The sequence below is a fragment of the Agarivorans albus genome, assembly GCF_019670105.1.
Taxonomy (GTDB): Bacteria; Pseudomonadota; Gammaproteobacteria; order Enterobacterales; family Celerinatantimonadaceae; genus Agarivorans; species Agarivorans albus.
Genome location: NZ_AP023032.1, coordinates 1,082,523 through 1,106,539, shown reverse-complemented (window position 1 = coordinate 1,106,539; position 24,017 = coordinate 1,082,523). Strand labels below are relative to the sequence as shown.

20 protein-coding genes and 1 riboswitch are annotated in these 24,017 nt (G+C 44.5%); of the genes, 10 read left to right on the top strand and 10 right to left on the bottom strand.

What is annotated here, in order from left to right; all coding sequences use genetic code 11:
• Positions 1 to 82 precede the first annotated feature (82 nt).
• Positions 83 to 1,513, top strand: a complete 1,431-nt coding sequence (locus K5620_RS05140) for an aminotransferase-like domain-containing protein (RefSeq protein ID WP_016400880.1) — start codon at positions 83 to 85, stop codon at positions 1,511 to 1,513.
• 26 nt (positions 1,514 to 1,539) lie between these two features.
• On the opposite strand, the gene K5620_RS05135 is transcribed toward K5620_RS05140, so the two are convergent.
• Entirely contained in the window at positions 1,540 to 1,761 is a 222-nt protein-coding gene (locus tag K5620_RS05135; protein ID WP_016400879.1) for a hypothetical protein, read from the bottom strand.
• 551 nt (positions 1,762 to 2,312) lie between these two features.
• Between K5620_RS05135 and K5620_RS05130 the strand changes: the two genes are divergently transcribed.
• The 4 genes from K5620_RS05130 to rnr all read left to right on the top strand — a co-directional run bounded on the left by K5620_RS05130 (position 2,313) and on the right by rnr (position 6,776).
• A complete protein-coding gene (locus K5620_RS05130; protein WP_016400878.1) occupies positions 2,313 to 2,663 on the top strand; it encodes a hypothetical protein in 351 nt (116 codons plus the stop codon).
• Positions 2,664 to 2,737: 74 nt separating this feature from the next.
• Positions 2,738 to 3,484, top strand: coding sequence for a sugar nucleotide-binding protein (locus K5620_RS05125; protein ID WP_016400877.1), 747 nt, complete (start codon positions 2,738 to 2,740; stop codon positions 3,482 to 3,484).
• Between the two features lie 59 nt (positions 3,485 to 3,543).
• Positions 3,544 to 4,086, top strand: a complete 543-nt coding sequence (gene yjjX / locus K5620_RS05120) for an inosine/xanthosine triphosphatase (protein ID WP_016400876.1) — start codon at positions 3,544 to 3,546, stop codon at positions 4,084 to 4,086.
• A gap of 401 nt (positions 4,087 to 4,487) precedes the next feature.
• Positions 4,488 to 6,776: a ribonuclease R gene (rnr, locus tag K5620_RS05115; protein ID WP_016400875.1), complete on the top strand. Its 2,289-nt coding sequence runs from the start codon at positions 4,488 to 4,490 to the stop codon at positions 6,774 to 6,776.
• A 102-nt stretch (positions 6,777 to 6,878) separates the two neighbouring features.
• On the opposite strand, the gene K5620_RS05110 is transcribed toward rnr, so the two are convergent.
• Positions 6,879 to 7,775 (bottom strand): LysR family transcriptional regulator, encoded by an 897-nt coding sequence (locus tag K5620_RS05110; protein ID WP_040306961.1) that lies wholly within the window; start codon positions 7,773 to 7,775, stop codon positions 6,879 to 6,881.
• A gap of 154 nt (positions 7,776 to 7,929) precedes the next feature.
• Here K5620_RS05110 and K5620_RS05105 point away from each other — a divergent pair, with 154 nt between their 5' ends.
• Entirely contained in the window at positions 7,930 to 8,913 is a 984-nt protein-coding gene (locus K5620_RS05105; RefSeq protein ID WP_016400873.1) for an aldo/keto reductase, read from the top strand.
• Positions 8,914 to 9,140: 227 nt separating this feature from the next.
• Here K5620_RS05105 and K5620_RS05100 read toward each other — a convergent pair whose 3' ends face one another.
• The gene (locus tag K5620_RS05100) at positions 9,141 to 10,604 is read right to left on the bottom strand and encodes an alpha/beta hydrolase-fold protein (protein ID WP_016400872.1); all 1,464 of its coding nucleotides are present in this window, start codon (positions 10,602 to 10,604) and stop codon (positions 9,141 to 9,143) included.
• 301 nt (positions 10,605 to 10,905) lie between these two features.
• Positions 10,906 to 11,559 (bottom strand): 3,4-dihydroxy-2-butanone-4-phosphate synthase, encoded by a 654-nt coding sequence (gene ribB, locus K5620_RS05095; protein WP_016400871.1) that lies wholly within the window; start codon positions 11,557 to 11,559, stop codon positions 10,906 to 10,908.
• A gap of 154 nt (positions 11,560 to 11,713) precedes the next feature.
• A riboswitch (FMN riboswitch) is annotated at positions 11,714 to 11,911 on the bottom strand.
• 183 nt (positions 11,912 to 12,094) lie between these two features.
• Between ribB and K5620_RS05090 the strand changes: the two genes are divergently transcribed.
• Positions 12,095 to 12,931, top strand: coding sequence for a hypothetical protein (locus tag K5620_RS05090; protein ID WP_016400304.1), 837 nt, complete (start codon positions 12,095 to 12,097; stop codon positions 12,929 to 12,931).
• A 66-nt stretch (positions 12,932 to 12,997) separates the two neighbouring features.
• Here K5620_RS05090 and K5620_RS05085 read toward each other — a convergent pair whose 3' ends face one another.
• The gene (locus K5620_RS05085) at positions 12,998 to 13,495 is read right to left on the bottom strand and encodes a fasciclin domain-containing protein (RefSeq protein WP_016400305.1); all 498 of its coding nucleotides are present in this window, start codon (positions 13,493 to 13,495) and stop codon (positions 12,998 to 13,000) included.
• Positions 13,496 to 13,796: 301 nt separating this feature from the next.
• Here K5620_RS05085 and K5620_RS05080 point away from each other — a divergent pair, with 301 nt between their 5' ends.
• The gene (locus tag K5620_RS05080; RefSeq protein WP_016400306.1) at positions 13,797 to 15,539 is read left to right on the top strand and encodes a choice-of-anchor I family protein; all 1,743 of its coding nucleotides are present in this window, start codon (positions 13,797 to 13,799) and stop codon (positions 15,537 to 15,539) included.
• An 85-nt stretch (positions 15,540 to 15,624) separates the two neighbouring features.
• Here the strand turns inward: K5620_RS05080 and K5620_RS05075 are convergent, their stop codons facing one another.
• Positions 15,625 to 17,340 carry an NAD-dependent malic enzyme gene (locus tag K5620_RS05075; protein WP_016400307.1) on the bottom strand — a complete coding sequence of 572 codons (1,716 nt, stop codon included), beginning with the start codon at positions 17,338 to 17,340 and terminating at the stop codon, positions 15,625 to 15,627.
• 205 nt (positions 17,341 to 17,545) lie between these two features.
• Here K5620_RS05075 and K5620_RS05070 point away from each other — a divergent pair, with 205 nt between their 5' ends.
• Positions 17,546 to 18,769 (top strand): threonine/serine exporter family protein, encoded by a 1,224-nt coding sequence (locus K5620_RS05070; RefSeq protein ID WP_040306848.1) that lies wholly within the window; start codon positions 17,546 to 17,548, stop codon positions 18,767 to 18,769.
• A gap of 148 nt (positions 18,770 to 18,917) precedes the next feature.
• Here K5620_RS05070 and K5620_RS05065 read toward each other — a convergent pair whose 3' ends face one another.
• Complete coding sequence (locus K5620_RS05065; protein ID WP_016400309.1) at positions 18,918 to 19,178, bottom strand: EF-hand domain-containing protein; 261 nt, start codon at positions 19,176 to 19,178, stop codon at positions 18,918 to 18,920.
• 359 nt (positions 19,179 to 19,537) lie between these two features.
• Between K5620_RS05065 and ggt the strand changes: the two genes are divergently transcribed.
• Positions 19,538 to 21,277: a gamma-glutamyltransferase gene (ggt, locus tag K5620_RS05060; RefSeq protein WP_016400310.1), complete on the top strand. Its 1,740-nt coding sequence runs from the start codon at positions 19,538 to 19,540 to the stop codon at positions 21,275 to 21,277.
• Between the two features lie 223 nt (positions 21,278 to 21,500).
• On the opposite strand, the gene nqrM is transcribed toward ggt, so the two are convergent.
• The 3 genes from nqrM to nqrF are packed head-to-tail and all read right to left on the bottom strand — an operon-like array spanning position 21,501 to position 24,007.
• Entirely contained in the window at positions 21,501 to 21,737 is a 237-nt protein-coding gene (gene nqrM, locus K5620_RS05055) for a (Na+)-NQR maturation NqrM (RefSeq protein WP_016400311.1), read from the bottom strand.
• A 17-nt stretch (positions 21,738 to 21,754) separates the two neighbouring features.
• Positions 21,755 to 22,780 carry an FAD:protein FMN transferase gene (locus tag K5620_RS05050; RefSeq protein ID WP_016400312.1) on the bottom strand — a complete coding sequence of 342 codons (1,026 nt, stop codon included), beginning with the start codon at positions 22,778 to 22,780 and terminating at the stop codon, positions 21,755 to 21,757.
• A gap of 3 nt (positions 22,781 to 22,783) precedes the next feature.
• Complete coding sequence (gene nqrF, locus K5620_RS05045) at positions 22,784 to 24,007, bottom strand: NADH:ubiquinone reductase (Na(+)-transporting) subunit F (protein WP_016400313.1); 1,224 nt, start codon at positions 24,005 to 24,007, stop codon at positions 22,784 to 22,786.
• Positions 24,008 to 24,017: the final 10 nt, after the last annotated feature.

The following is a 24,017-nucleotide window of genomic DNA, read 5'->3' as shown; positions in this document are numbered from 1 at the left end:
CTGTACTGCTTTGCTACGCAACTTTGCTTAACTGTATTCCTCTGTGTTATTAATGAACGATGTTTTGGCTAAGGAGTTGCCAATGACCCTCTACGAGCAATTTGCACAAGAACTTAAGGAACAAATCTCTCAAGCCTATTACCCGGTTGGCCAAAAGCTGCCTTCTATTCGCGAGATGAGTAAGGCGAGAGGGGTAAGTATTTCTACGGTGCAAGAGAGTTATCGATTGTTAGAAGATGCCGGTTTTGTTCGCAGTAAGCTCAAGTCGGGTTATTATGTTCAACAACCTCCAAGCACCGCACAGCTGCCAGAAACCAGCCAACCAGAGCAACGCCCTGTGCCGATCGACAATTGGCAAGCGGTGTTAGAGCTTATGATGACAGAAAGCAATAGTCACTTTCTCGCCTTAGGCAGAGGCTCACCTGATACAGAGTTAAGCAGTTTAAAACCATTGCAGCGCTTACTTAGCGACAATATTAAGTATCAAAGCAAACAAGTTTTTAGCTGCTCAAAAGGCAATGGTTTGTTTAAGTTACGGGTGCAAATTGCTCGCCTAATGCAGAACTCTGGTTGTCATATTCATCCCGATAACATCCAAATTACCGCCGGTTGCCAGGAAGCACTATCGTTAAGTTTAAAAGCACTCACCCAGCCTGGTGATATTGTGGCGATTGATTCACCCAACTTTTATGGCTCGATGCAGGCGATTCAATCTAACCAATTGAAAGTTATTGAGATCCCAACCCATCCAGAAACCGGCATAAGTTTGCCCGCCCTAGAACTTGCTCTAGAGCAGTGGCCAATCAAAGTGCTGCAACTAATCCCAACATCTAATAACCCTTTGGGTTATGTGATGCCCGAAAAGAACAAACTAAAGCTGCTTAAAATGGCCGAGAAGTACGATTTCGCCATTATTGAGGACGACATTCTAGGCGACGGCTATTACCAAACACCTCGCCCGCGCAGTTTAAAGTCCTACGATAGCCAAGATAGAGTGTTGTTTTGCTCGTCGTTTTCTAAAACCATTGCCCCAGGCTTGCGTGTGGGCTGGGTAGCACCTGGCCGTTATGGGCAAATGCTCACTCACTTAAAATTTGTTACCTCACTGGGCGCTAACAGCTTACCCCTGCTGGCAGTGGCCGATTTTATCGAGCAAGGGCACTACGAAAAACACCTCAGACTGGCAAAGCAGCAGTATCAAGCAAGGCGCGATTTGATGCTCCATTGGGTACAGCGCTACTTTCCTAGCGGCAGTAAAATGAGCTTTCCTAAAGGCGGATTCTTTTTGTGGGTAGAGTTACCAGAGTCAATCGACAGCTTGGTGCTAAACGAAAACTTAAAGCCGTTTAACATTGGTATCGCGGCTGGCAGCTTGTTTTCTGCAGCTGGCAAATATCAAAACTGTTTACGCATAAGTTACGCCAACAAACCCAGTGAGCGCATAGAGCAAGCCATCAAAATTGTTGGCGAACAGGCAAAGATTCTCTTACAGCAAGCCTTAGCGCGAGCTTAATAGCGTTAAGCTCGCCCGCTTATTTATTACAGTTTCTTCCACTGTAACTTAGTGCATTTGCCGTTGTCGTCGTGCACACGGCAACCAAAGCGGTAGCCATCTTTTACTAGGCTTTTATTGTAATACTCTGCATTTTTATCGAATTCGCTAAGCGCTGGCTTGCTGCTTGGTTGTTCGGCAGCAACTGTAGTTACGCTAAGACCTAAACCGAACACTAGTGCAACTGAGCTGATTAAAACATTACGCATTTTTCTTCTCACAATTATTGATAAAAGTAATTTCTGCGTTTTATACCAGCTATTTTCCGCAGTGCAATCTGCGACAGTTTTGTGAAAAAACTCACAATATAAAGCAGACGTAAAAATGACAGCATTTTCACTTCTTGAGTATCAGGAAATTAATTATGTAATCAGTAAATAATAAAAATGACATCGATTTCAACAGAGGGTTATTTTTATTTAATTGTTAGTTTAAGTGGCTATTATTTACGCAAATTCTGTGAAAAGCAGCCAAACATCATACTTTAAACATAAATCTTTAAATTTCAGTCAATTAAAACTAACGCCAAGTAAACGATTTCATAATTTAGCATTAATGTTAATAAGCATACTTTAAGCGATCATGTTTATTAACAAACCACAAATATTAAAATTTACATGACGAATTAAATAATAATTTCAAGCCTAAAATCTCAATTTGTTAGTTTGACAAGTATCATTGCTTGGGATAATTTTTGGGCCACAGTAAATGGATTTAAATCATATTTAACGGCAATTGCTATTAGATATATAAGGTAACAATGAAATTAAAACACATAGTTAGTGCCGCTGTTATTTTACTTAGTTCTCAAGCCAGTGTGGCCAATGAAAGCATTGATAGCTCTGAGCTTCCTGCGCTTAAAAACTATGCTTTTGCCGCTTGCATGTACCACATTCAAGCCAAAATCGATCCCACTCCGGCCGCCACGCTAAATGGCTTACGCGAAGAAATGGAAGTGTTCTACCAGTACAGCGTACTACCTACCGAACACTTTGAAGCGGTATACGCCGAAGCTGAAGCTGGCGCTAAAAATGTCCCACCTTCCGGCTCTATTCGCTACTGCATTAGCTGGCTACAAGAAGACAAAGTAGAACAAATACTGGCTAACTAAATTTGCCCTACTCTAGCGCTTAACGCCGTCTGACCGCATAATAGCCACTTCTTAGAAAGTGATGAGATTATGCAATGCAAAACGTATTAGTAACCGGTCTAAATGGTCGACTTGCACCTTACCTTAAACAAGCGCTAGACAAGCAAGGCATTGCAGTACATGGCTTTAATCGCCAAGAGCTAGACATTACCAACCGCGCGCAGCAGCTAGGCTATGTTCGCGGCAACCACATCGATGCAATATTTCACTTAGCTACAGGGCCCGAAGAGTGGCTGGCTTGTCTGGCTGGCATTGCTGGTGAACAAAATATTCCAATGCTATTTACCAGCACCGAAAGTGTATTTAACCCAGAGAGCACCGGCCCTTTCACCCCAGAGCATCCCGCAGATGCGGTAAATGATTATGGGCTATACAAAATAAGCTGTGAACAGGCAGCCCTTGCCGCTAACCCCAATACCATTATTGCTCGCCTAGGCTGGCAAATGTTCGACAACTTCGAGCAAGATAACCTACTTACACATGTTAGAGATATGCATGCTGAGAAAGGTTACTTGGCTGCTAGCACCGAGTGGTTACCAGCCGTGGCCTTTGTTGAACATAGCATGCAGTGCTTAGTCACTTTGGCTAAGCAAGCCAAACCGGGGATATATCATGTAGGCGGTAATGAGCAAGGCTTGTCTTTCTACCAACTGGTGCAAATGATCAATCAAAAGTACCAGTTAAACTGGGACATTCGCCCCGGTAGCGATCCACAGCGAGATGGCCGAATCATCGACTCACGAGTGGCATGTGGCAGCATCGCCGAGCAACTGGCTATATAACTTGGCCACTTGCTAAATCAGGGCCTCGCCTTTTCCAACTAAATTGAAGAACAGTAAACATGTCAGAGCAAAGTATTAAAGTAGTGGTAGGGTCGCGTAACCCAGTCAAAGTGCGAGCAGTTGCTAAAGCCCTCGCGATGTATTACCCAGATGCAGAGATTGACTGCCAAGGCATTGACGCTCCCTCTCTAGTACCCGAACAACCCATAACCACTCAGCAGACTCGCGATGGTGCAGTAAATCGCCTACGTTACTGCCAGCAGTACCAAACTGCCGATTTTTATGCCGCAATTGAGGGTGGTGTGGATATGTTTGAAGATGGCCCCGCTACGTTTGCTTATGTGGCAATCGCACGTGGTGAGCACCTTTCGGTAGGGCGTGGGGCCAACATGCCCCTTCCGCCAAGCGTTTATCAAGCGCTAGAGCAAGGTGAGGAACTTGGCCCACTAATGGACAAACTGTTTAATACTAAGAATATTAAGCAAAAAGGCGGCGCCATTGGACTACTCACCAATGGCTTAGCAACCCGCGAAGATAACTATGTGCATGCCATGCTGCTGGCACTAGTGCAGTTTGCTCACCCAAGCTTGTTTCAACAATAGGCGATAGGTCTTAAAGCGACAAAAGTTGACTTTCCGCCACAAGTCTATAAAGTGGCGGCCATTAGAAATTCAGTCTATTTTTTGAACTCCGCTTTAAGGTTGCCTTCTTTTAACCTTCGTTTCGTCGTTTTAAATTCAAGCTTGTTTTTCCAATCTTGCCTTTCGGCAACTATATGATTGTCTGTCATCTATGTGTCACATAAGCGGCTTATAAGTCAGACCAACTACATCACTTGCAAGGCCAGCTAATGGCGCCAGCAAGTAACAAATTTTAGCGACTTGCTTTAAAGCAAGCGCCCAGGCCTAACAACCTTGAGAGTTATATCTGAACTGCATACTTAAAACATTTCATGATTTCCCTAGAGCAAGGTTATTGGCCCTATTAACAGAGAACAATAACTATGAGTAAACACTCAAGCTCTAAAGAGCAACAATATGCTAATCCCATTCCCGACCGCGACGCGATTATTGCGCTGCTCGATCAGCAAGGCCAAGCACTTAACCGCGAACAAATAGCGGTAGCCCTAAACCTAGACAGTGAAAACGATCTAGAAGCCCTGCGCCGCCGTTTAATTGCGATGAGCCGCGATGGTCAATTACATAGCGACCGTAAACGCAATTACTGGCCAGTAGACGACAGTGAGTATTTGGTAGGTAAAGTGATCGGTCACCGTGAAGGGTTTGGCTTCTTAAAATGTGAAGGCTACGACACCGACTTTGTATTACATAGCTCGCAAATGAGCAAAGTATTTGATGGCGACCTTATTCAAGCGCTGCCAAATGGCTTTAATAATCGCGGTCGTGAAGAAGCGCGAGTGATTAAAATACTGGAAAAGAACACCCAGCAAATCATTGGTAAGTTGGTTGAAAGCAATGGCCACTTTAGCCTGCAGCCAGACAACCAAAAAATTAGCCAGATCATTGAAATACCAGCAGAGAAAACCTTAGGTGCTAAGCATGGCCAATACGTGACTGCAGAGCTAATTAGCTACCCACATAAACGTGACAATGCCATCGCCCATATTAGTGAAGTGATTGGTGATCCTATGGCGCCGGGCATGGAAATCAACCTTGCGATCCGTAGCCACGATATTCCCTTTGTATGGCCTGAAGAAGCACTAGCCCAAGCCAAACAATTAGCCCCAGAAGTGGCCGCGCGAGATAAACTACACCGAGTAGATTTCACCGCAACGCCTTTTGTCACTATTGATGGTGAAGATGCCAAAGACTTCGACGATGCTGTGTATGCAGAGCCGCTAAGCAACGGCAACTGGCGCTTACTGGTGGCGATTGCCGATGTATCACACTACATTCAGCCTAACAGTGCCTTAGATATAGAAGCCCAAAAACGCGGCACCTCGGTGTACTTTCCTGGGCACGTCGTTCCGATGTTGCCAGAGGCGATATCCAACGGCTTGTGTTCGTTAAACCCTCACGTTGACCGCTTAGTAATGGTGTGCGACATGACCATAAACAGCGCCGGTGAGTTAGCCAGTTTTCAGTTTTGTGAAGGGCTTATACACTCTCATGCTCGCCTTACTTATAGCCAAGTAGGCACTATGTTAGAAGACGCAAATAGCAACGAGGGACAGCAGCTCACTCAGCAGTTTGCCGAAGTATTACCGCACCTGCAGCAGCTACATAGCTTATATCAAGTGCTGAAGGTAGCACGGGCAAAACGTGGCGCTATTGACTTTGAAACTAACGAAAGTCAGTTTGAGTTTAATCCGCAACGTAAAATTGAACGCATAGTGCCACTGGTACGTAACGACGCTCATAAACTAATTGAAGAATGTATGCTGTGTGCAAACGTAGCTACAGCTCGTTTTCTAGAGCAGTTAAACATTCCCGCCTTATACCGGGTACACCGTGGGCCAAAAGAGAAAAAACTAAGCGCTTTACGTAGCTTTTTAGGCGAATTAGGTCTTAACCTTGCGGGCGGCGACAAGCCAAGCCCAGCAGATTATAACCAGCTATTAAGCAGCATTAGTGAGCGAGAAGATGCCAGCATTATTCAAACGGTGATGCTGCGCTCTATGAGCCAAGCCATTTACACCCCAGAAAACGAAGGCCACTTTGGTTTGTCTTTTGATGCTTACGCTCACTTTACCTCTCCAATTCGCCGCTACCCCGACTTATTGGTGCATCGCGCTATTCGCTCAATCATTCGCAGCAAAGAGTCTGGTGGCATCATGAAGCGTGCCCTTAAGAGCCTAAGTGGTAAAGGGTTTGATCCTGTGCAGCGCCTAAAAGGTGCTACGCCACTAACCATTGAACAAAGCTATCCTTACGACACCGCGCAAATGTTGATGTTGGCAGAGCATTGTTCGTTAGTATCTCGCCGCGCCGATGAAGCCAGCTGGGATGTTGATGCTTGGCTTAAATGCGAATACATGCAAGACCAAGTGGGTGAGAGCTTTGAAGGCATTGTAAGTGGCGTAAACGGCTTTGGGTTGTTTGTAGAATTGCCTGCTACTCAGGTTGAAGGCAGTATTCATATTTCTGCTTTAAAAGGCGATTTCTACCATTACGATGCCAACAAGCAACGTTTAACTGGTGAAAACAGCCGTAAAAGCTATAGCATTGGCCAAGCCATCTCGGTAACCATTGCTCGAGTAGATATGGAACAGCGAAAAATTGAATTTGTCTTAAAGCAAAGCCATAAAGGTTTAAGTAAAAACGTCGCTTAAACCTTCATCTAACAGTGGTTTTGAGTCCTCCTCAAAACCACTGTTCACAAAACGCATAAGCACCGCAGCTAAAAGCAAAACACAAATCTGGCCATAAGCTATCTAGGGCCTAACTTGGCTAAGGTACTGCTGCAAAAAAGCCACAAAATGCTGCAAGCGAGAAGAGTGTTCAATTTTAGGTGGGTAAAGCATCCACACCTGCCGCTGCTCTACTTGGTAGTCACTAAGCACACGCTGCAAACGTCCCTCTCTGACTAATTGCCACAACAAATGCTCAGGCACCCTAGTGACCCCTTGATGATTTAGTGCAGCCTTAATCAAAATATTGTTGTCGTTTACCGCAAACTGCCCTTTTGCTTCAATTTCTTCAACTTTCCCTGCTTTTACAAACTGCCAATTGCGCCAACTTGGAAATGCTAAACACTGCAAATTTGCTAAATCACTGGGTTGAGTGGGTTGTCCGTTAGCCGATAAGTACTCAGGTGAGGCAACCACCCAATGGCAATATGGCATAAGCTTACGTGCCACCATGTTTTCTGGAGGCTTTGTGGTTACCCTAATGGCCAAATCAAAGTTTCGTTCGTGCAAATCTTCTAAGTGGTGGCCTACATCAATTTCAAAGCTCACTTCTGAATAACGCTGCGAGAACTGATAACACACATCGGCCAAGAAGCTATCGGCAAAGGCCGCTGGAGCGGTTAAGCGCAAGATACCTGCAACCTTATCACCACTGTGTTCAAGCTCGCGCTCTAGGTCTAACAATCCGTGGTGCATAGCTTGCGCTTGCACAAACACTTTGTGCCCTTCGGTCGTTAAGCGCACCTTACGGGTAGTTCGTATTAATAACTGAGTTTGTAAATCTTGCTCCAAGCTGCGAATTTGCTGAGACAAATAACTACGCGAAATAGCTAAATGCTCAGCAGCTTTAGAAAAGCTCAAATGCTGAGCAACTTCATAAAACAGCAACAAGCGCTCCAACTTTTTATGATTCTTAGACACTATCACCCATCCACGCGTTTAGTTGTAAACAATAATACTCAAAAATTAGAGTTTGTATGTTATATCAAACAGTATTTTTGCTTTTACGATCTTTTTTCATGCTTTAGCTACGCTCTATACTGGTGCCAATTTCCTCTATTTAAGTAGGTGTAATATGCAATATCGTCGTTTAGGCCGCAGCGGCCTGCAAGTTAGTGAATTTGGCTTAGGCTCGTGGGTAACCTTTGGTAAACAAGTGGATTTATCAGCGGCTAAGCAGATCATGGCAAGGGCTTATGATGCTGGTATCAATTTTTACGATAATGCCGAAGGCTACGAAAGCGGTGAAAGTGAGCGCTTAATGGGCCAAGCCATCGAACAGCTTGGCTGGTCACGCGACAGCTTTGTTGTGTCTAGCAAAGTATTTTGGGGAGGCGACAAGCCCACCCAACGAGGTCTAAGCCGCAAACATGTGTTTGATGCTTGCCACGCTGCTCTGGCCAGATTACGAGTAGATTATTTAGATTTGTTTTATTGCCACCGCCCAGATATTGATACGCCAATATACGAAACTGTGCGAGCTATGCATGACTTGGTTAGCCAAGGCAAAGTAATGTATTGGGGCACATCGGAGTGGAGCGCCCAACAAATTACCGAAGCATGGGCAGTGGCTAAAGCCGAAAACTTACATGCCCCAGTAATGGAGCAACCACAATACAACATGATGGTTCGTGACAAAGTAGAAGCCGAGTACCTGCCGCTTTATTCTTTAACTGGACTAGGCACCACTATTTTTTCTCCATTAGCGAGTGGCTTGCTCACTGGCAAATACCTGAATGGGGTGCCAGAGAATAGCCGCTTAAGTTTGCCTGGCTATGAATGGTTGCGCGACATGTTAATTGGTGAAAACAACAAACTTGAGCAAATCGCCCAGCTAAACCAGCTCGCCCAGCAACTAGACATGCCATTACACCACTTGGCCTTAAACTGGTGTTTACGCACTCCCAATGTAAGCAGCGTGATTTTGGGCGTATCTAAACTGGAACAGCTTGAAGATAACTTGCAAGCACTAACCAACAGCAGCAGCTTAAATCAGCAAGTTTGGCAGCAAGTGGATGATATTCTGGGTAATAAACCAGCAGGACCAGAACGCTTCTAGTGTTTTAAAAATAAGCACTTACAACAATAGAGCAAAAGCTCTACCACGACATACTACCCCTTGGGTAGTATGCTGATCACAGTATTTGGAAAAACCACCTGAAATAAGCATATTGCGAGTTACTTTTGTCACAACTTGTCTATACTGACAAAAAGGTGTTTACACCTACAAAACAACAATAGTACTAAACGCATAAATCGATTAGGGGCCTTAGGGCCCCTTTTATTTTATCGTGCGAAAAACGATGATACCTGCTTAAGCACTTGTTCTGAAATACTATTCCAATAACGCCAAGTATGCCCTCCCTCAACGGTCAAGTAAGAAAACTCAACTCCCTGCTGATTAAGTTGTTCAACTAAACGTTGATTAGAAGGGTAACTGATTGAGTCATCTTCTCCACAAAACAGAGTAAGTTCAGCATCTAACGTGAAGTTTTGCCAACTAAAACTGGGATACATTTCCATATCAAAATAACCACTAAGCGGCAACGAAAGGCCAAATTGCTTTGGGTACTTATGCGCTAAATAAAACGCACCTGCGCCACCCATTGATATGCCACTAATAGCTCTATAATCAGGCCCTGCTTTAACTTTATATTGCTCAGCAACATGAGGCAGCAGCTCCTGCATAATGAAACTTTCATGCTGCCCTTTGTAATAGCTAGTTCCTGCAGAAGGCATTAACACAATAAACGGCTCAATACTCTTATTGGCAATCATGTTATCCATTAAGTGTTGAATCTTACCGTCTATAACCCACTGCTTATAATCTTGACCATAACCATGCAATAGCATCAATACTGGATAATCTTGCTTAGATGTTTGGTAACCAGGCGGCAAGTACACGGCATATGGGCTGGCTTGATTTAAGCTGTCACTCTTAAACTCGGCTTCAACAATGCTGCCATGAGTAATCCCTGGCTGAGCTATTAACAGCGCATCCTCTTCGCCAATAACAAATACAGAATTAACGCCACCGTAGCCATCGGGCACCGATTGCGGGTTTTGCTGGTCGGCCACCCACACCCCGTCTATCACAAATTTGTATTGCCATGCCCCTGGTTTTAAGTACAAGGTGATAGACCAGTGGTCTGCTTCGCTTGGCTGCATAACAAGCACCTTACTTCGCCAATCACTCATTTCTCCGGCTAAGTAAACCTGTCTTGCATTTTTTGCTTCCACGGTAAAAGTATGAGCAACAGTATTCTCGCTGGGGGAAAGTAAGGGATGCTCAAGCTGTATGGCAGTTTCTCCCAATTTAGCGTTAGCAGCTTGTTGCTCTGTTAAGATATGCCCTTTAGCAGTGACAGTACCAGAACAACTGAAACTGTCGTTACTCCATTGCCAATCATAAGCGCCAGTTATTTCTTTGTTGTTTACTTCGCTATAGGCTGAGGAGTAGCTAAGCGTCCCACCGTCTATTTCAGTACTAGGCGATGTCCAAGTAATCTTTCCCTGGCTTATTATGCCGGTACTACCTCCTTCTATACTTAACTGACATTGATTCTGAGACACCTCAAATACTTGTTTATAGCGTTGGCCTAAACCGTTGCATTCGTAATCATCAACATCAACAACTAACTGCCAAGTACCTGCTACGTTATCGCAGTCTTTTGTGCTGTTGTTAGAACATCCAACCAGCATCCAAAAGGCCAAAAGCGCAGTGACAAGGCATGCCAATTTATTGCTCATTGCTTTACCTCCCTATAAATAGTTCTCCGGCAATGGAAATAAAAAGATATATATCAATAGTATATAAACACAGTGTAAAAATAAGCTAAATAAGTAAGCGCAATATATGTGATAGAGGTAAATAGTAAGATTAATTTAGCTTATATGTTTAACTTGGAGTGAAGAGTTAGCTGCGCGCGTAAAGGTAAACTTGGCTGCAAAGTTACGTTGGAAATATTCGTCGCGCATCGCAATGTACTTAGAAAAGGGAAAGGAAAGCCAAGTAACAAAGAGGCCCTTAAGCCTCTTATACAATTTGAGCTCAGCTAGCCTTGCTAACTAACGCTTTGCGATACTCCACAATATCTTCAATACTACACACTGGCATGGCATGCTGCCTGGCAAAGTTAACGATCTGAGGAAGACGCGCCATGGTGCCATCTGGCATGGTCACTTCACACAATACTCCGGCAGGTTTTAAGCCCGCCAAGCTCATTAGATCTACCGTACCTTCGGTATGTCCTCGCCTGGTTAATACTCCACCCGGTTGGGCACGCAAGGGGTAAACATGGCCAGGCCGGGCTAAGTCACTGGGTTTAGCGTTATCGGCAATGGCAGTTTTAATGGTAGTAACGCGATCGGCAGCCGACACCCCTGTGGTGACCCCTTGTTTGGCTTCAATGCTTACGGTAAACGCGGTGCCAAATTGGCTAGAGTTATCACTAACCATAGGGGGTAAATCGAGCTGTTTAACTTTATCGTCAGTTAAACATAAACAGACAATGCCGCTACATTCACGGATCAACATGGCCATTTGAGCATTAGTAAGGGTTTCGGCGGCAAAGATTAAATCGCCTTCGTTTTCACGGTCTTCATCGTCAACCACCAACACACCTTTGCCATCACGCAAAGCGTTAAGTGCGGCGTTAACACGTTCAATAGGATTGCCATATTCGGCAAGTAGAGACTGATTCATGGTTTAATTCCTTAAGGTACAACATTAAGTTTTCCAGAATCAGGGCACACAGGAATAGCGCCACACCAATAGGAATGACGTTGTTATCGGCATCACTAAGTGCTCAGCCACAGCCAAGTACTTTGCTTTAACAATATAAAGCAACTAAGTGATACTAGATTCTCTTCCATCCGGACTTATTACAGCTACGCTGCAAATTACCGTCGGCTCTGGACTATTAACTCATTAAGTTAAGTCACCAGATCTGCTGACCCCAACCACTGTTGGGCGCTCGCGGGCTTTTACTGTCTCGTTTGCTAACGACACACTAACTACCGCCGGTGGGGAATTGCACCCCGCCCTGAGAATTATTGATGCTCCAATTACGAAACAACCCGCTTATGTTGCCCTGCTTCTGCTAGAAACTCAATCTTGAACTGAGTTAACAAAATCACCTTTAGCTATTGATAAAAAACAAAGAAGAAATCAAAGTAGCACTTGGTTTAGCAAGCCATTGTTATTCCACATTAATACTTAGCGCTTACAAGGTTTCGTCATGGAAGACACAAACAAGCCTCTAGAAGAAAGAAACGAAGAGTTTATTGCTTACGAATTGGCCATTTTAAAAGATCGAGGCCAATGGACTAAGTATTGCCGCATTGTTGCTAATGCCATGTCGGCGATACCTTGGGTTGGCCAAGTACTGGCAAGCAGCGCCTCCATTCATGGAGAAAACGAGCAAGGTAGAGTTAACGAACTGCATGAAGAATGGCTCAAAATCCACCAGCAAAAAGTTAACCAACTGATGTTAACTCTAGATGAAATGGCGTATCGATTAGAGTCGGTGCATGCTACCAATAAATCTCGGATTCAATCAGACGCCTATTTAGCATTAATACGCAGAGCGTTTAAGTCTTGGGATGCTGCAGAAACACAAGAAAAACGTGATTACGTGGTGAACCTAATATCTAACGCTGCGGCTTCTCCTCTTTGCCCTGATGACCAAATTCGCTTGTTTAATGACTGGCTCGATAAATACCACGAAATCCACTTTAAGGTGATCCGCGCTATTTACCAAAGCAAGGGAATAACCCGATTAGCCATTTGGCAGTCGGTAAGTGAAGAAATGCCACGTGAAGATAGCGCAGAAGCCGATCTGTTTAAGTTGCTTATTAGAGATTTAAGTGCAGGTGGAGTGATTAGGCAAACTAGAGAAACCACCTATGAGGGCGACTTTGTAAAACAGTCAAGCAAAGGTAAAGTTAGAAAACCAGCAAGCCCGCTCTTAGAATCTGCTTTTGAAGAAACCAAACCCTATCAACTCACCGAATTAGGCGCTCAGTTTGTTCACTACACCATGAATCAAGTGGTCAAAAAGCTAAGCAGCGTTTAGCAAACCTTTAAGAGCGGCTTTATTCCAGAAACTAGGCAGGGTTTAATTTATGCCCTGCCGATACGCCTATTTTGGTAACAATACGGTGTCGACAACATGAATCACACCGTTGCTAGCTTTTACGTCTGCAGCCACTACCTTTGCGTTATTAATCATTACCGATTCACCGCTAGTACTAATAGCTAACATTCCTCCTTGAACGGTTGTAGCGCTATCAATGTTAACTACATCGGCTGCCATGACTTTTCCAGCTACAACATGGTAAGTAAGCACGGCGATTAACTTATCTTTGTTCTCAGGCATGAGTAACATTTCCACGGTTCCTTCAGGCAATTTTGCGAAGGCTTCATCGGTAGGAGCAAACACAGTAAAAGGCCCATCTCCCTTTAAGGTATCAACCAATCCAGCGGCTTTCACAGCGGTAACTAAAGTATTAAAAGAGCCATTCTCGACGGCTACATCAACAATGTCCTTTTTCATGCCGTGATGACCAGCTTGAGCCAACATCGAGAATGTCATTGTTGTGATAATCAAAGTAAATACACTTGCAATTCGTTTAATCATTGTCTCTTTCCTTCAAGCTTAAGTTGCGTAGGTTTCGAGAAAGGTTACGGCTGGCAAATTTGCTTAGATCAAACGAAAAGCACAATCGTTCCACCTTTATCAAACTAAAGCGTGAAATAGATCAGGTAGAATAGTTCTTAGATTCAATTACTTATACAGCAGGAACCGCTACATTTTTCAGGCTTAAGTTCACGCGTTACCTTATTGGAATATTTCATTGATTGTCATATTTTCGTCATCGTAAAGTCACATTGAGTACACAAAATGCCCTTCGATTTGTAACTATTTATAGGGATATAACATGATGCTCAAGAAGAGCTTGGTTTCATTGGCAGTAATTTCTAGCCTAACATTAACAGCGTGTAGTAGTGACGATGGTCAAAATGGTTTAAACGGTGAGCCTGGTGCAGATGCTGTTAGCAGCATCATGCTTAATCCGGTTGGTCGTGCAGTATTAAACCCAGACGGTGCTGCAGAGATCCTGCAATACCACGCTGCTACTCAAACTATTTATGCCATTAATAGCTCTGACGCAACGGTTGAGATGATTGATGCCTCTGGCCTTAGCTCTGAGCAATTAAGTGCTCCAACTAGCGATACTAACCTAAGCGCAACCCCACTAACTTTACCAACCGAAGCCAATGGCGTTGCTCTGGGCGGAGCCAACAGCATTGCCGTGCATAATGATTTAATGGCAGTAGCCATTGAAGCCGACGCGCAAGCCAACAATGGTTTCATTGTTTTCTACAATGGTTTAAACGCTGGCACTCCAGTATTCCTAAGTGCTGTTGAAGTAGGAAACTTGCCAGATATGGTTACTTTCACGCCTGATGGCAGCAAAGTAATTGTGGCTAACGAAGGTGAGCCAAGCGGCGATTACAGCAACGATCCTGAAGGCACAATTGCTGTCATTAGCGTAACTGATGGAACACCAGCGACTAGCGCCACTATCATCGACTTTACTAGCTTTAACGGCATGCAAAGTGAGCTTGAAGCTAAAGGGCTGCACTTCCCTAACCCAAGTGGTCGTACTTTAAACGGCCAAGTGATTGCCACCACTATTGCACAAGACTTAGAGCCTGAATACATTACCGCCAGCAACGACATGGCCTATGTAACGCTTCAAGAAAACAACGGCTTAGCACTTGTAGATTTAAGCGATAACAGCGTGCAAATTATCGGCTTGGGATATAAAGATTGGTCAGGGTTAAACTTTGACGGGAACGAAGATGGCACAGTGAGCTTTGGCCAATACGACGGCTTATACGGCGCTTACATGCCAGACACTATTGCTTCTTTCTCGTGGAATGGTGCGCCGTTCCTCATCACTGCCAACGAAGGTGATGCACGTGAGTATTTCTTTGATGTAGCCGACGAAGCTGCCTGTGTTGCTGCGGGTGGTCAAGACTACGATGAAGACGATGGTTGCTTAGCTTTTACTGAAGAAGTAAAACTTAAAAACCTTACCGCCCAAGCAGGCTCTAAGCTAGAAGCACTGCAAGCCGGCGGCGAGATTGATGACCTACGCGTAACTAATGTACTGGGCGATGCCGACGGCAATGGCGAGTATGAAACTGCCGTAGCCTATGGTGCTCGCTCGTTCACCGTATGGGATCAAAATGGTTTAATCGTGTTTGATTCTGGTGATGAAATTGGTCGCATCACTGCAGCGCTTCACGGCAATGCCTTTAACAACGGTGATGATGAGAACGAAAGCGATTCTCGCTCAGAAAACAAAGGCGCTGAGCCTGAAGCGCTAACAGTTGGCACTGTTGGCGACAAAACCTACGCCTTTATTGGTTTAGAGCGCATGGGCGGCATTATGGTTTACGACGTAACTAACCCTTACAACAGCAAGTTCGAAACCTACGTAATTAACCGTGACCTAACAGAAGGTTTAAGCGTTGATGATGGTATTGGTGACTTAGCCCCAGAAAGCTTGGTATTTGTTGCCGCCGATAACAGCCCAACCAGCCAACCATTGTTGTTGGTAGGTAACGAAGTAAGTGGGTCATTAACAGTATGGGAAATTACTGCTAACTAAGGCTAAACCCTACATCCACTCTTCACACAAAAAAGGAGCCCATTGGCTCCTTTTTATTCTTAACAGCTAATTTATTGTTAAGGCCTTAAACTCTGCGATATGGCAGGTAAATAGGCTCCCACATATGTTCGGCAATTTCTTGGTCGATGTCTTTACCACTCAAACAGCCTTGCGGATCAGTTTCTTGAATTTGCTTTAAAATCGCTTTAGCTACAAAGCCAGAAACTTCTTTTAGCTCACGCATTCTTGGGAATACACAGCCGCTGTCTAAGTCTTCTTGAGATACATACTCAGCCAAAGCAAATGACGCTGTGGTAAACATTTCCATGGTGATTTTGCTCACGCCAGAAACAATGGTTGCAAGGCCAACCGCTGGGAAGATAAACACATTGTTACCCTGACCAATACGGTAGTTTTTACCGTTGTAATCTACGTCGTCAAAGGGGCTACCGGTGGCCACAATAGCTTGGCCATTGGTCCACTTGTATACATCTTCTGGCAGGGCTTCACAGTTGTCTGTTGGGTTAGATAGCGGGAATACCATCGGGCGATCGGTGTATTCCAGCATCTTTTTCACGTGGCTTTCTTTAAATGCACCGCCTACACCACTACAACCCAATAATACGGTAACCGGCGTATTATCGATAAGCTCACCCAAACTCGCCTTGCCTTCTTCGGCTAGCGTCCAGTTTTGGGCTAGTTCAAATGGCTTAGCGTAACGTTTTTTGTATTCATCAAGATCTTCACGGTTATCAAAAACCACTCCGCGTGAGTCTAGAATGAAAATACGATCACGTGCCTCTTGGTGGCTAATGCCCTCTTTAAGCAAGCCAGCAAATATTTGGTCGGCAACACCTACCCCGCCGGCGCCTGCGCCGTACACAGCGTAAACTTGCTCACCAAGGGTTTCATTTTTAATCTTAGTAGCGCCAATCACGCCAGCCAATACCACGGAACCGGTGCCTTGAATATCATCGTTAAATGATGGCAATTCGTCTTCATACTTAGATAGGTTATCGAAGGCATTAGACTTACTAAAGTCTTCCCATTGCAACACTGCTTCAGGGAAGTGCAGCTTAGTTTGCGCCACAAACTTCTCGATGAAGTCTTGGTACTCTTGACCACGCATCCGTTTTTGCGGAAGACCTAAATACATTGGATCGTTGAGTAAGTCTTGATTATCGGTACCTACATCAAGCGCAATCGGCAAACAACGTGCAGGGTGAATACCCGCGCCTAAGGTATACAGTGACAATTTACCAATAGGAATACCCATGCCACCAATACCTAAATCACCGAGGCCGAGAATACCTTGGCTGTCGGTAACCACAATAATCTTAATATCTTTACCGGCGAAGTGACGCGCCATCTCACCCATTTGATCGACATTCTCTGCGGTAATGTATAACCCGCGGTCTTTTTGATAGCGATGGCTAAATTCCTGACAGGCCTTACCCACTGTTGGGGTATAAATAATCGGCGCCATTTCTTCGATGTGGCGAGATACCAATGCATAAAACAAGGTTTCATTTCTGTCTTGAAGTGCGCGCAGGTATTGGTATTGCTCAATGTCGCTACAAGCACTTAAAAAGCCTTGGTAAACACGCTTTAATTGATCTTCAAAGGTTTGCGGCTTAGGAGGCAACAAGCCCGCCAAATTAAAGGCTTCGCGCTCTTCAAAACTAAAAGCTGAGCTTTTATTTAAAGTACGATCGTTAAGTAATGCGTTACCAGATATTGAAACAGGGCGAAACTCGTTACCGTTTTCGTCTTTCCAACGTAAATATTTACCAGCGGCCATGGTGTCCTCCGAGACAGCACGTGAGAATAATTAGCTAACTGTAAATGATAAATGATCAGGCCGATTCTGTACGCTATTTCATTAAAAAATAGGAAAATTTCTCTGTTTACAACGCCGGCAGGAGTTTTTTATCTTAAGACAACTACACCAAATGCCAATCTGTGAGATACAATTAAGCATCCGCTTTTTAGAATTAGCCCCCGCATTGAAACAATCAAGCTTTGAAGTAAAACGTAATTTCATTATCAGGCTAGGCAAGGCCTTACATAAATATGGTACGCCGGCGTTTCGCTTAGAGTCACACCTAAGTAATGTCGCTGAGACCTTAGGCCTAAATGGCTATTTTTTAGTTACTCCTACCTCACTCACTTTTGTACTTTGGGCACCAGACGATACTCAAGAATATAACTATGTGATGCGAGTAAAGCCCGGTGAAATCGATTTAGGTTTATTGGCCCGCACTAATCAACTGGTTAAAAAAGTAACCGAAGAAGAAATCAGTTTGGCCGAGGCCATAGAGCGGCTAAACCAAATGGCCAATCAGCCAGCCTTACACTCTCCTTGGGTAATTTGCTTGGCTTTTGCCATTACTGGCGGCGCATTTGCTATGTTAATGTCGGCTAATTGGAGCACCATTATTTGGTCGAGCTTGCTTAGTTGTATTTCATTTTATTTGGCTTATCGCGCCGAGCACTCTAAAGGAGTACATGAAGCCTTAGAGCCGGTAGCTGCGCTGCTCTGCTCCTTTGTGGCCGTGGCTATTTCTCAGTTTGTGCCAGACGTAAACATTCCCATTGTGGTGCTTTCGGCGATCATTATTTTCATTCCTGGTTTATCGCTCACCCTTGGTTTAAGTGAGTTAGCAGCACGCGAACTAATATCGGGTACGGCAAGGGTAATGGACGGCATTATGGTGTTGTTTAAACTCTATTTTGGCGCGGTGTTAGGCATGGCCTTTGGTGCTCTAATTTGGGGGCAGGTTGATCTTCAATCTAGCTTTGTTAGCACCTGGTGGATTAAGTGGCTAGGTGTGGTGTTGTTATCCTTAGGCCTTAGCGTGGTATTTAAAGTACGCGCTAAAGATTTACCTTGGGGCATTCTTTCGGGAGTGATTGCCTATGCTGCTGCCTTTGCTGGCAGCGCCTACCTAGGCGAAGCATTAGGTCCTTTTGTTGGGGCATTTATTGTGGGTGTTTATGCAAACCTATTTGCCAAGTTAACCAAGTCTCCGGCATCGGTGGTATTGCTGCAAGGCATAGTATTATTGGTACCGGGTAGTAAGGCTTATATCAGCTTAAATTCATTGGTTTTAGGTGAGTCAATGGTGAGCATCCCCAATATTGGTTCGCAAACATTTTTGATTTTCATGTCGATTGTGGCGGGGATTTTATTTGCTAACGTAGCGGTACCGCAACGTAGCTCGCTATAAAGAAAAAAGGCGCTTAAGCTAGCACAGACTTAAGCGCTGGAAAATTATCGAGGATTAAAACTGCTACAAACTAGACCAAATCGCAGAAAAATTGGCCCCCGACAGCGTCCTAAAATTGGATCGGTTCACGAAAACATAAAGGAACTAACTATTCAGCTACTTCGCTGTTTTCAGGGTCTTCAGGTTGAACGGAAATTTCAAGGTTTATGAATTCTGCTTGGCTTAATACACCATCCTGGTCTGTATCAAGCTCACTCCATACTTCAGTAAGGATCGGTAGTTCGGCAGCTTCTTCCATGCTTACCACCAAATCTTGGTTGGTATCTAGGTCTTTGAACACTTCACTATTTGCCGAGGCTAGGCTGGCTACAAATAGCGCTAACACTGGAAAGCTATACTTCAAGTTCATAAGAAACTCCTTGTTTAACATCTACTTCACTAAATGGCCGCTAACTAGGTTTAGCGGTTGACGAACTACATATAGCAAAGGTCGAACCAACTTTTAAAAAACAATTAAAATCAACAACTTAACCAAAATTCAGGGACGCAACTTAAATGCCAGCGTCGCCTACAGGCGACACCTAAATAGTGATAAAAGCCAAAACCGACGAGTTATGCGGCTTCAAGCTGTCTCTTATCTACGTCACCGCTGTGCTCAATTCTCATACAAATAGAAAAACCTGCGTAAATTCAGTCATATAAACAAGCGATGGCGATTAATATATGGACTGCTACACTGGCTAAATACGCATTAAAAAAGGATTTAGCATGTTTACTCGCAACCTCATGGCATCAACCCTAATAATTAGCGGCTTTTGCTATTCAAATAGCCAAAGCGCCGATGCTTATGCCCCAGAGCTAGCCAGCGGAGTGCAGGCTAAGACCGAGGTCACTGCCAAAAAATTCATGGTGTCGGCTGCTAACCCCTTAGCGGTTGAAGCCGGTTATGAGGTGCTAAAGGCAGGTGGCAACGCCGTAGATGCAATGATTGCCGTGCAAAGCGTACTAGGCTTGGTTGAACCGCAATCCTCAGGGATTGGTGGCGGCGCTTTTGTGGTGTATTACGATGCAGCCAAGCAACAACTCACCACCTTTGACGCCAGAGAAACAGCCCCTTCACAAGTTGATGCTGGCTTGTTTTTGGACCAGCAAGGTAAACCGCTAAAGTTTTATGACGCAGTGGTGGGTGGGCGTTCAGTAGGCACACCTGGAGTTATCGCGCTGTTTGAAGAAATGCATCAGCGTTACGGTAGCAGCAATTGGCAAGATTTGTTTAAACCGGCAATCGGCTTAGCCAAAGAAGGCTTTAGAGTGAGCCCGCGATTGGCTAAGTTAATTGCTGGCGACGCTGAACGCCTCGGTCGCTACCCAACTAGCCGCGACTACTTCTTTGATGACTCAGCCGAGCCTTTACGCGAAGGGCATTTACTACAAAACCCTGATTACGCTAGCACCTTAAAGTTGGTCGCAGAGCAAGGCGCTTCAGGTTTTTATCAAGGTGATACCGCCAAAGCAATTGTTGCGGCTGTTGGTCAATTCAATGACAATCCGGGCTTGCTTAGCGAAAAAGATCTAGCAAATTACCAAGTAAAACAGCGCCCTGCCCTTTGCTCTGCTTACTTTCAATACTCAATATGTGGCATGGGGCCACCGAGTTCAGGCGCTAGCACCGTTGGACAGATCCTCGGTATTGCCGCGCATTACCCCTTAGCAGATTGGGGACCTAATAATCCACAAAGCTGGCGTATTCTCGGTGATGCTTCTCGCCTAGCCTTTGCAGACCGAGGCGCCTACCTTGCCGACAGTGATTTTGTCGACGTGCCACTTAGCAACTTACTAAGCCCTGAGTACCTTGCCAAGCGCGCTAAGCTGTTAAGTGGGGATAAAGCCTTAACCTCGGTAAGCCCTGGCGAGTTGCCTTTAAACGCCTATCGCAGTATGGACCAAAGCCTAGAACTTCCTTCTACCACTCACATCAGTATAGTGGATGCCCAAGGCAACGTATTGTCGATGACCAGTAGCATTGAGAATGCCTTTGGTTCGAGAGTATTTGTAAAAGGGTTCTTACTTAACAATCAGCTGACTGACTTCTCATTTGTCGCTGAGAAAAACGGCAAGAAAGTGGCGAACGGAGTAGCTGCCAATAAACGCCCCCGCTCTTCTATGGCGCCAACCGTTGTTATGGAAAACAAACAGCCAATTATTGCCATTGGCTCACCGGGCGGTAGTAGCATTATCGGCTACGTAGCGCAGAGTTTAGTTAACCACTTGAGTTGGGGAATGAGCCTACAACAAGCTATTGAACAGCCTCACTTAAACAATCGCTTTGGCACCTTTGAGTTGGAAGCCAATACTGCCGCTGCAGATCAACAATTAGCATTAGAAGCCTTAGGCTACAAAACCAAAATCAAAGATATGACTTCGGGTTTACAAGGCATAAGGATCTACCCCGATAGGTTAGAAGGTGCGGCCGATCCTAGGCGTGAAGGAATAGCCAAAGGAGACTAACACTAATACCAATCGTACAAAGTAACTGTTCATTCTATCTGGTTAAAATTCTCGATAACTGCGTTACGATTTTTGATTGTAGAATAACTACTTATCGCAAAATCCTGTCTTATTCTCGAGTATTTTTCCTGCGTTATTTCTGATCACTTACTTAGTGTGATTGGTATAAAACAAAAAAACAGCGCAAAGGCGCTGTTTTTTTTAAATGATAAAGCCGTTAGCCTTAGATAATTCGATGCTCATCTAACATGGCTTGGCGAGCCTTTTTCTTCTGCTCAACCAAGGCCATTTTAGCTTTGCGCTTATCGCAAGGCTCGGGGCAGTCACACACTTTTTCGATGCCTAAAGAAGCAATTCCGCCACAGCTTCCGCTAATGGTTTTCTTTTGGAAAATGTAGCCCACAGCCATAGCGGCAATTACCACCATGAAGAAAATGAATGTCACCAAAAAATAAGCCATTACGACTCCTTATTCTGTTATTGGACTACAAAAGGCACAAATTTGGCACTGATATGCTCAACAAATTCGTTCTCTTGCTTCTCGATAATATACACGGCTAGCTGCTTAGCTTCAGCAAATTCCATCGCTTGCTCCACTCCCATTACCGTAAATGCGGTGGCGTAAGCGTCGGCCATCATGCTGGTTTCATCGATAACGGTTACCGACACAATATGGTTGGCAATCGGTTTACCGGTATTTGGGTTGATGGTGTGTGAATATCTGACCCCATCTTGCTCAAAATAATTTCGATAATCACCCGATGTCGCTAAACCATTATCACCCGGTGCAATCACTTTTTGAACCGCCCGCTGTTCAGCCAAGGGTTTCTCTACAGCAATGCGCCAGCCAAGGGCTTTGTCATTGTGACCTTTTAGGCGCAACTCACCACCAATATCTACCATGTAGTTTAGGTAACCTTCAGCTTCCAGCAAATCAGCAACACGGTCTACTCCGTGGCCTTTTGCAATTGCTGATAAATCTACATAAAGCTCAGGTAGATCTTTTGACAACTTACCAGCATTCAAACTTAAGTGATGGTAGCCAATTTTAGCGCGAGTCTCGTCGAGTAGCTGGTCATTAGGTCGCTTCTCAGGACGCCCCTCAGGACCAAAGCCCCACAAGTTGACCAGCGGACCTACGGTTACGTCAAAAGCACCATTAGAGTCTTCTGAGAGCTGTAAAGAGGCTTCAATCACCAAAGCTAGATTATCTGAAATGCTAATCGCTTGATTACTAGAGTGCTGGTTAAAACGTGACAATTCAGAATCGGCTTTGTAGGTAGACATCTCTTGATTGACTTGTTGTAACACTTGGTCAATTTTAGCTTGCAGCTTGTCGCCATCTGGCAGTTTGGCCTTAGGCTCAACTAACTTTATTTGGTAATAGGTTCCCATAGTGCGCCCTTCAATTTGTAAGGTATACAAATTGTTTTGCTCACTACAGCCACTAATAAAAAAGGCTAGCCCAAGCAGGGCTAGCCAATAATGCTTCACTAAACTCACGGTTTAGCCACCAAAGTCATCAAGTAGAATGTTTTCGTCTTCCACGCCTAAATCTTTAAGCATGTTAATAACAGCTGCATTCATTACCGGTGGACCACACATGTAGTACTCACAATCTTCTGGAGCATCGTGGTCACGTAAGTAGTTTTCAAACAATACGTTATGAATAAAGCCTGTTTTACCTTCCCAGTCGTCTCCAGGTTGTGGATCAGATAGGGCAACATGCCATTCAAAGTTTTCGTTTTCACGGGCCAACATGTCGAAGTCTTCTTCATAGAAGATCTCACGACGTGAACGTGCACCATACCAGAAGCTAATTTTGCGCTTCGAGCTCAATCGCTTAAGCTGGTCGAAAATGTGTGAACGCATAGGTGCCATACCTGCACCACCACCAATAAATACCATTTCAGCATCGGTTTCTTTCGCGAAGAACTCACCAAATGGACCAGAGATAGTAACTTTATCACCTGCTTTTAGGTTAAAGATGTACGAAGACATCTTACCGCAAGGTAGGCTCATGTTGTTTGGCGGCGGCGTAGCAATACGCACGTTCAACATTATGATGCCTTCTTCCTCAGGGTAGTTCGCCATTGAGTATGCACGAATGGTTTCTTCATCAACTTTTGACTCTAAGTTGAAGAAACCAAAGTGTTCCCAGTCGCCACGGTATTGTTCTTCTACATCAAAGTCAGAGTACTTAACGTGATGAGCTGGTGCTTCAATTTGAATGTAACCACCCGCGCGGAATGGCACTGATTCACCATCAGGAATTTGCAGTTTAAGCTCTTTAATGAAGGTTGCTTTGTTATCGTTAGAGATAACTTCACAGTCCCATTTTTTCACACCAAAAATTTCTTCTGGTAACGAAATTTTCATGTCTTGCTTAACATTAACCTGACAGGCTAAACGCAAACCGGTAGCAGCATCACGCTTGCTGATATGATCTAATTCAGTAGGAAGAATATCACCGCCACCTTCATGAATGTGAACATGACATTGACCACATGAGCCACCGCCACCACAAGCAGAAGATACGAATATACCTGAATTACCTAATACACCCAGCAACTTGCTACCCGCTTGAGTAGTAATCGCCTTGGCAGGATCATCATTAATTAAAATTTGAATGTCACCAGAACTTACCAGCTTAGACTTAGCAAACAAAATGATTGTTACTAAAGCCAAGACGAGCAAGGTAAACATGGTTACGCCGAGAATAATTTCCATCGACTAATTT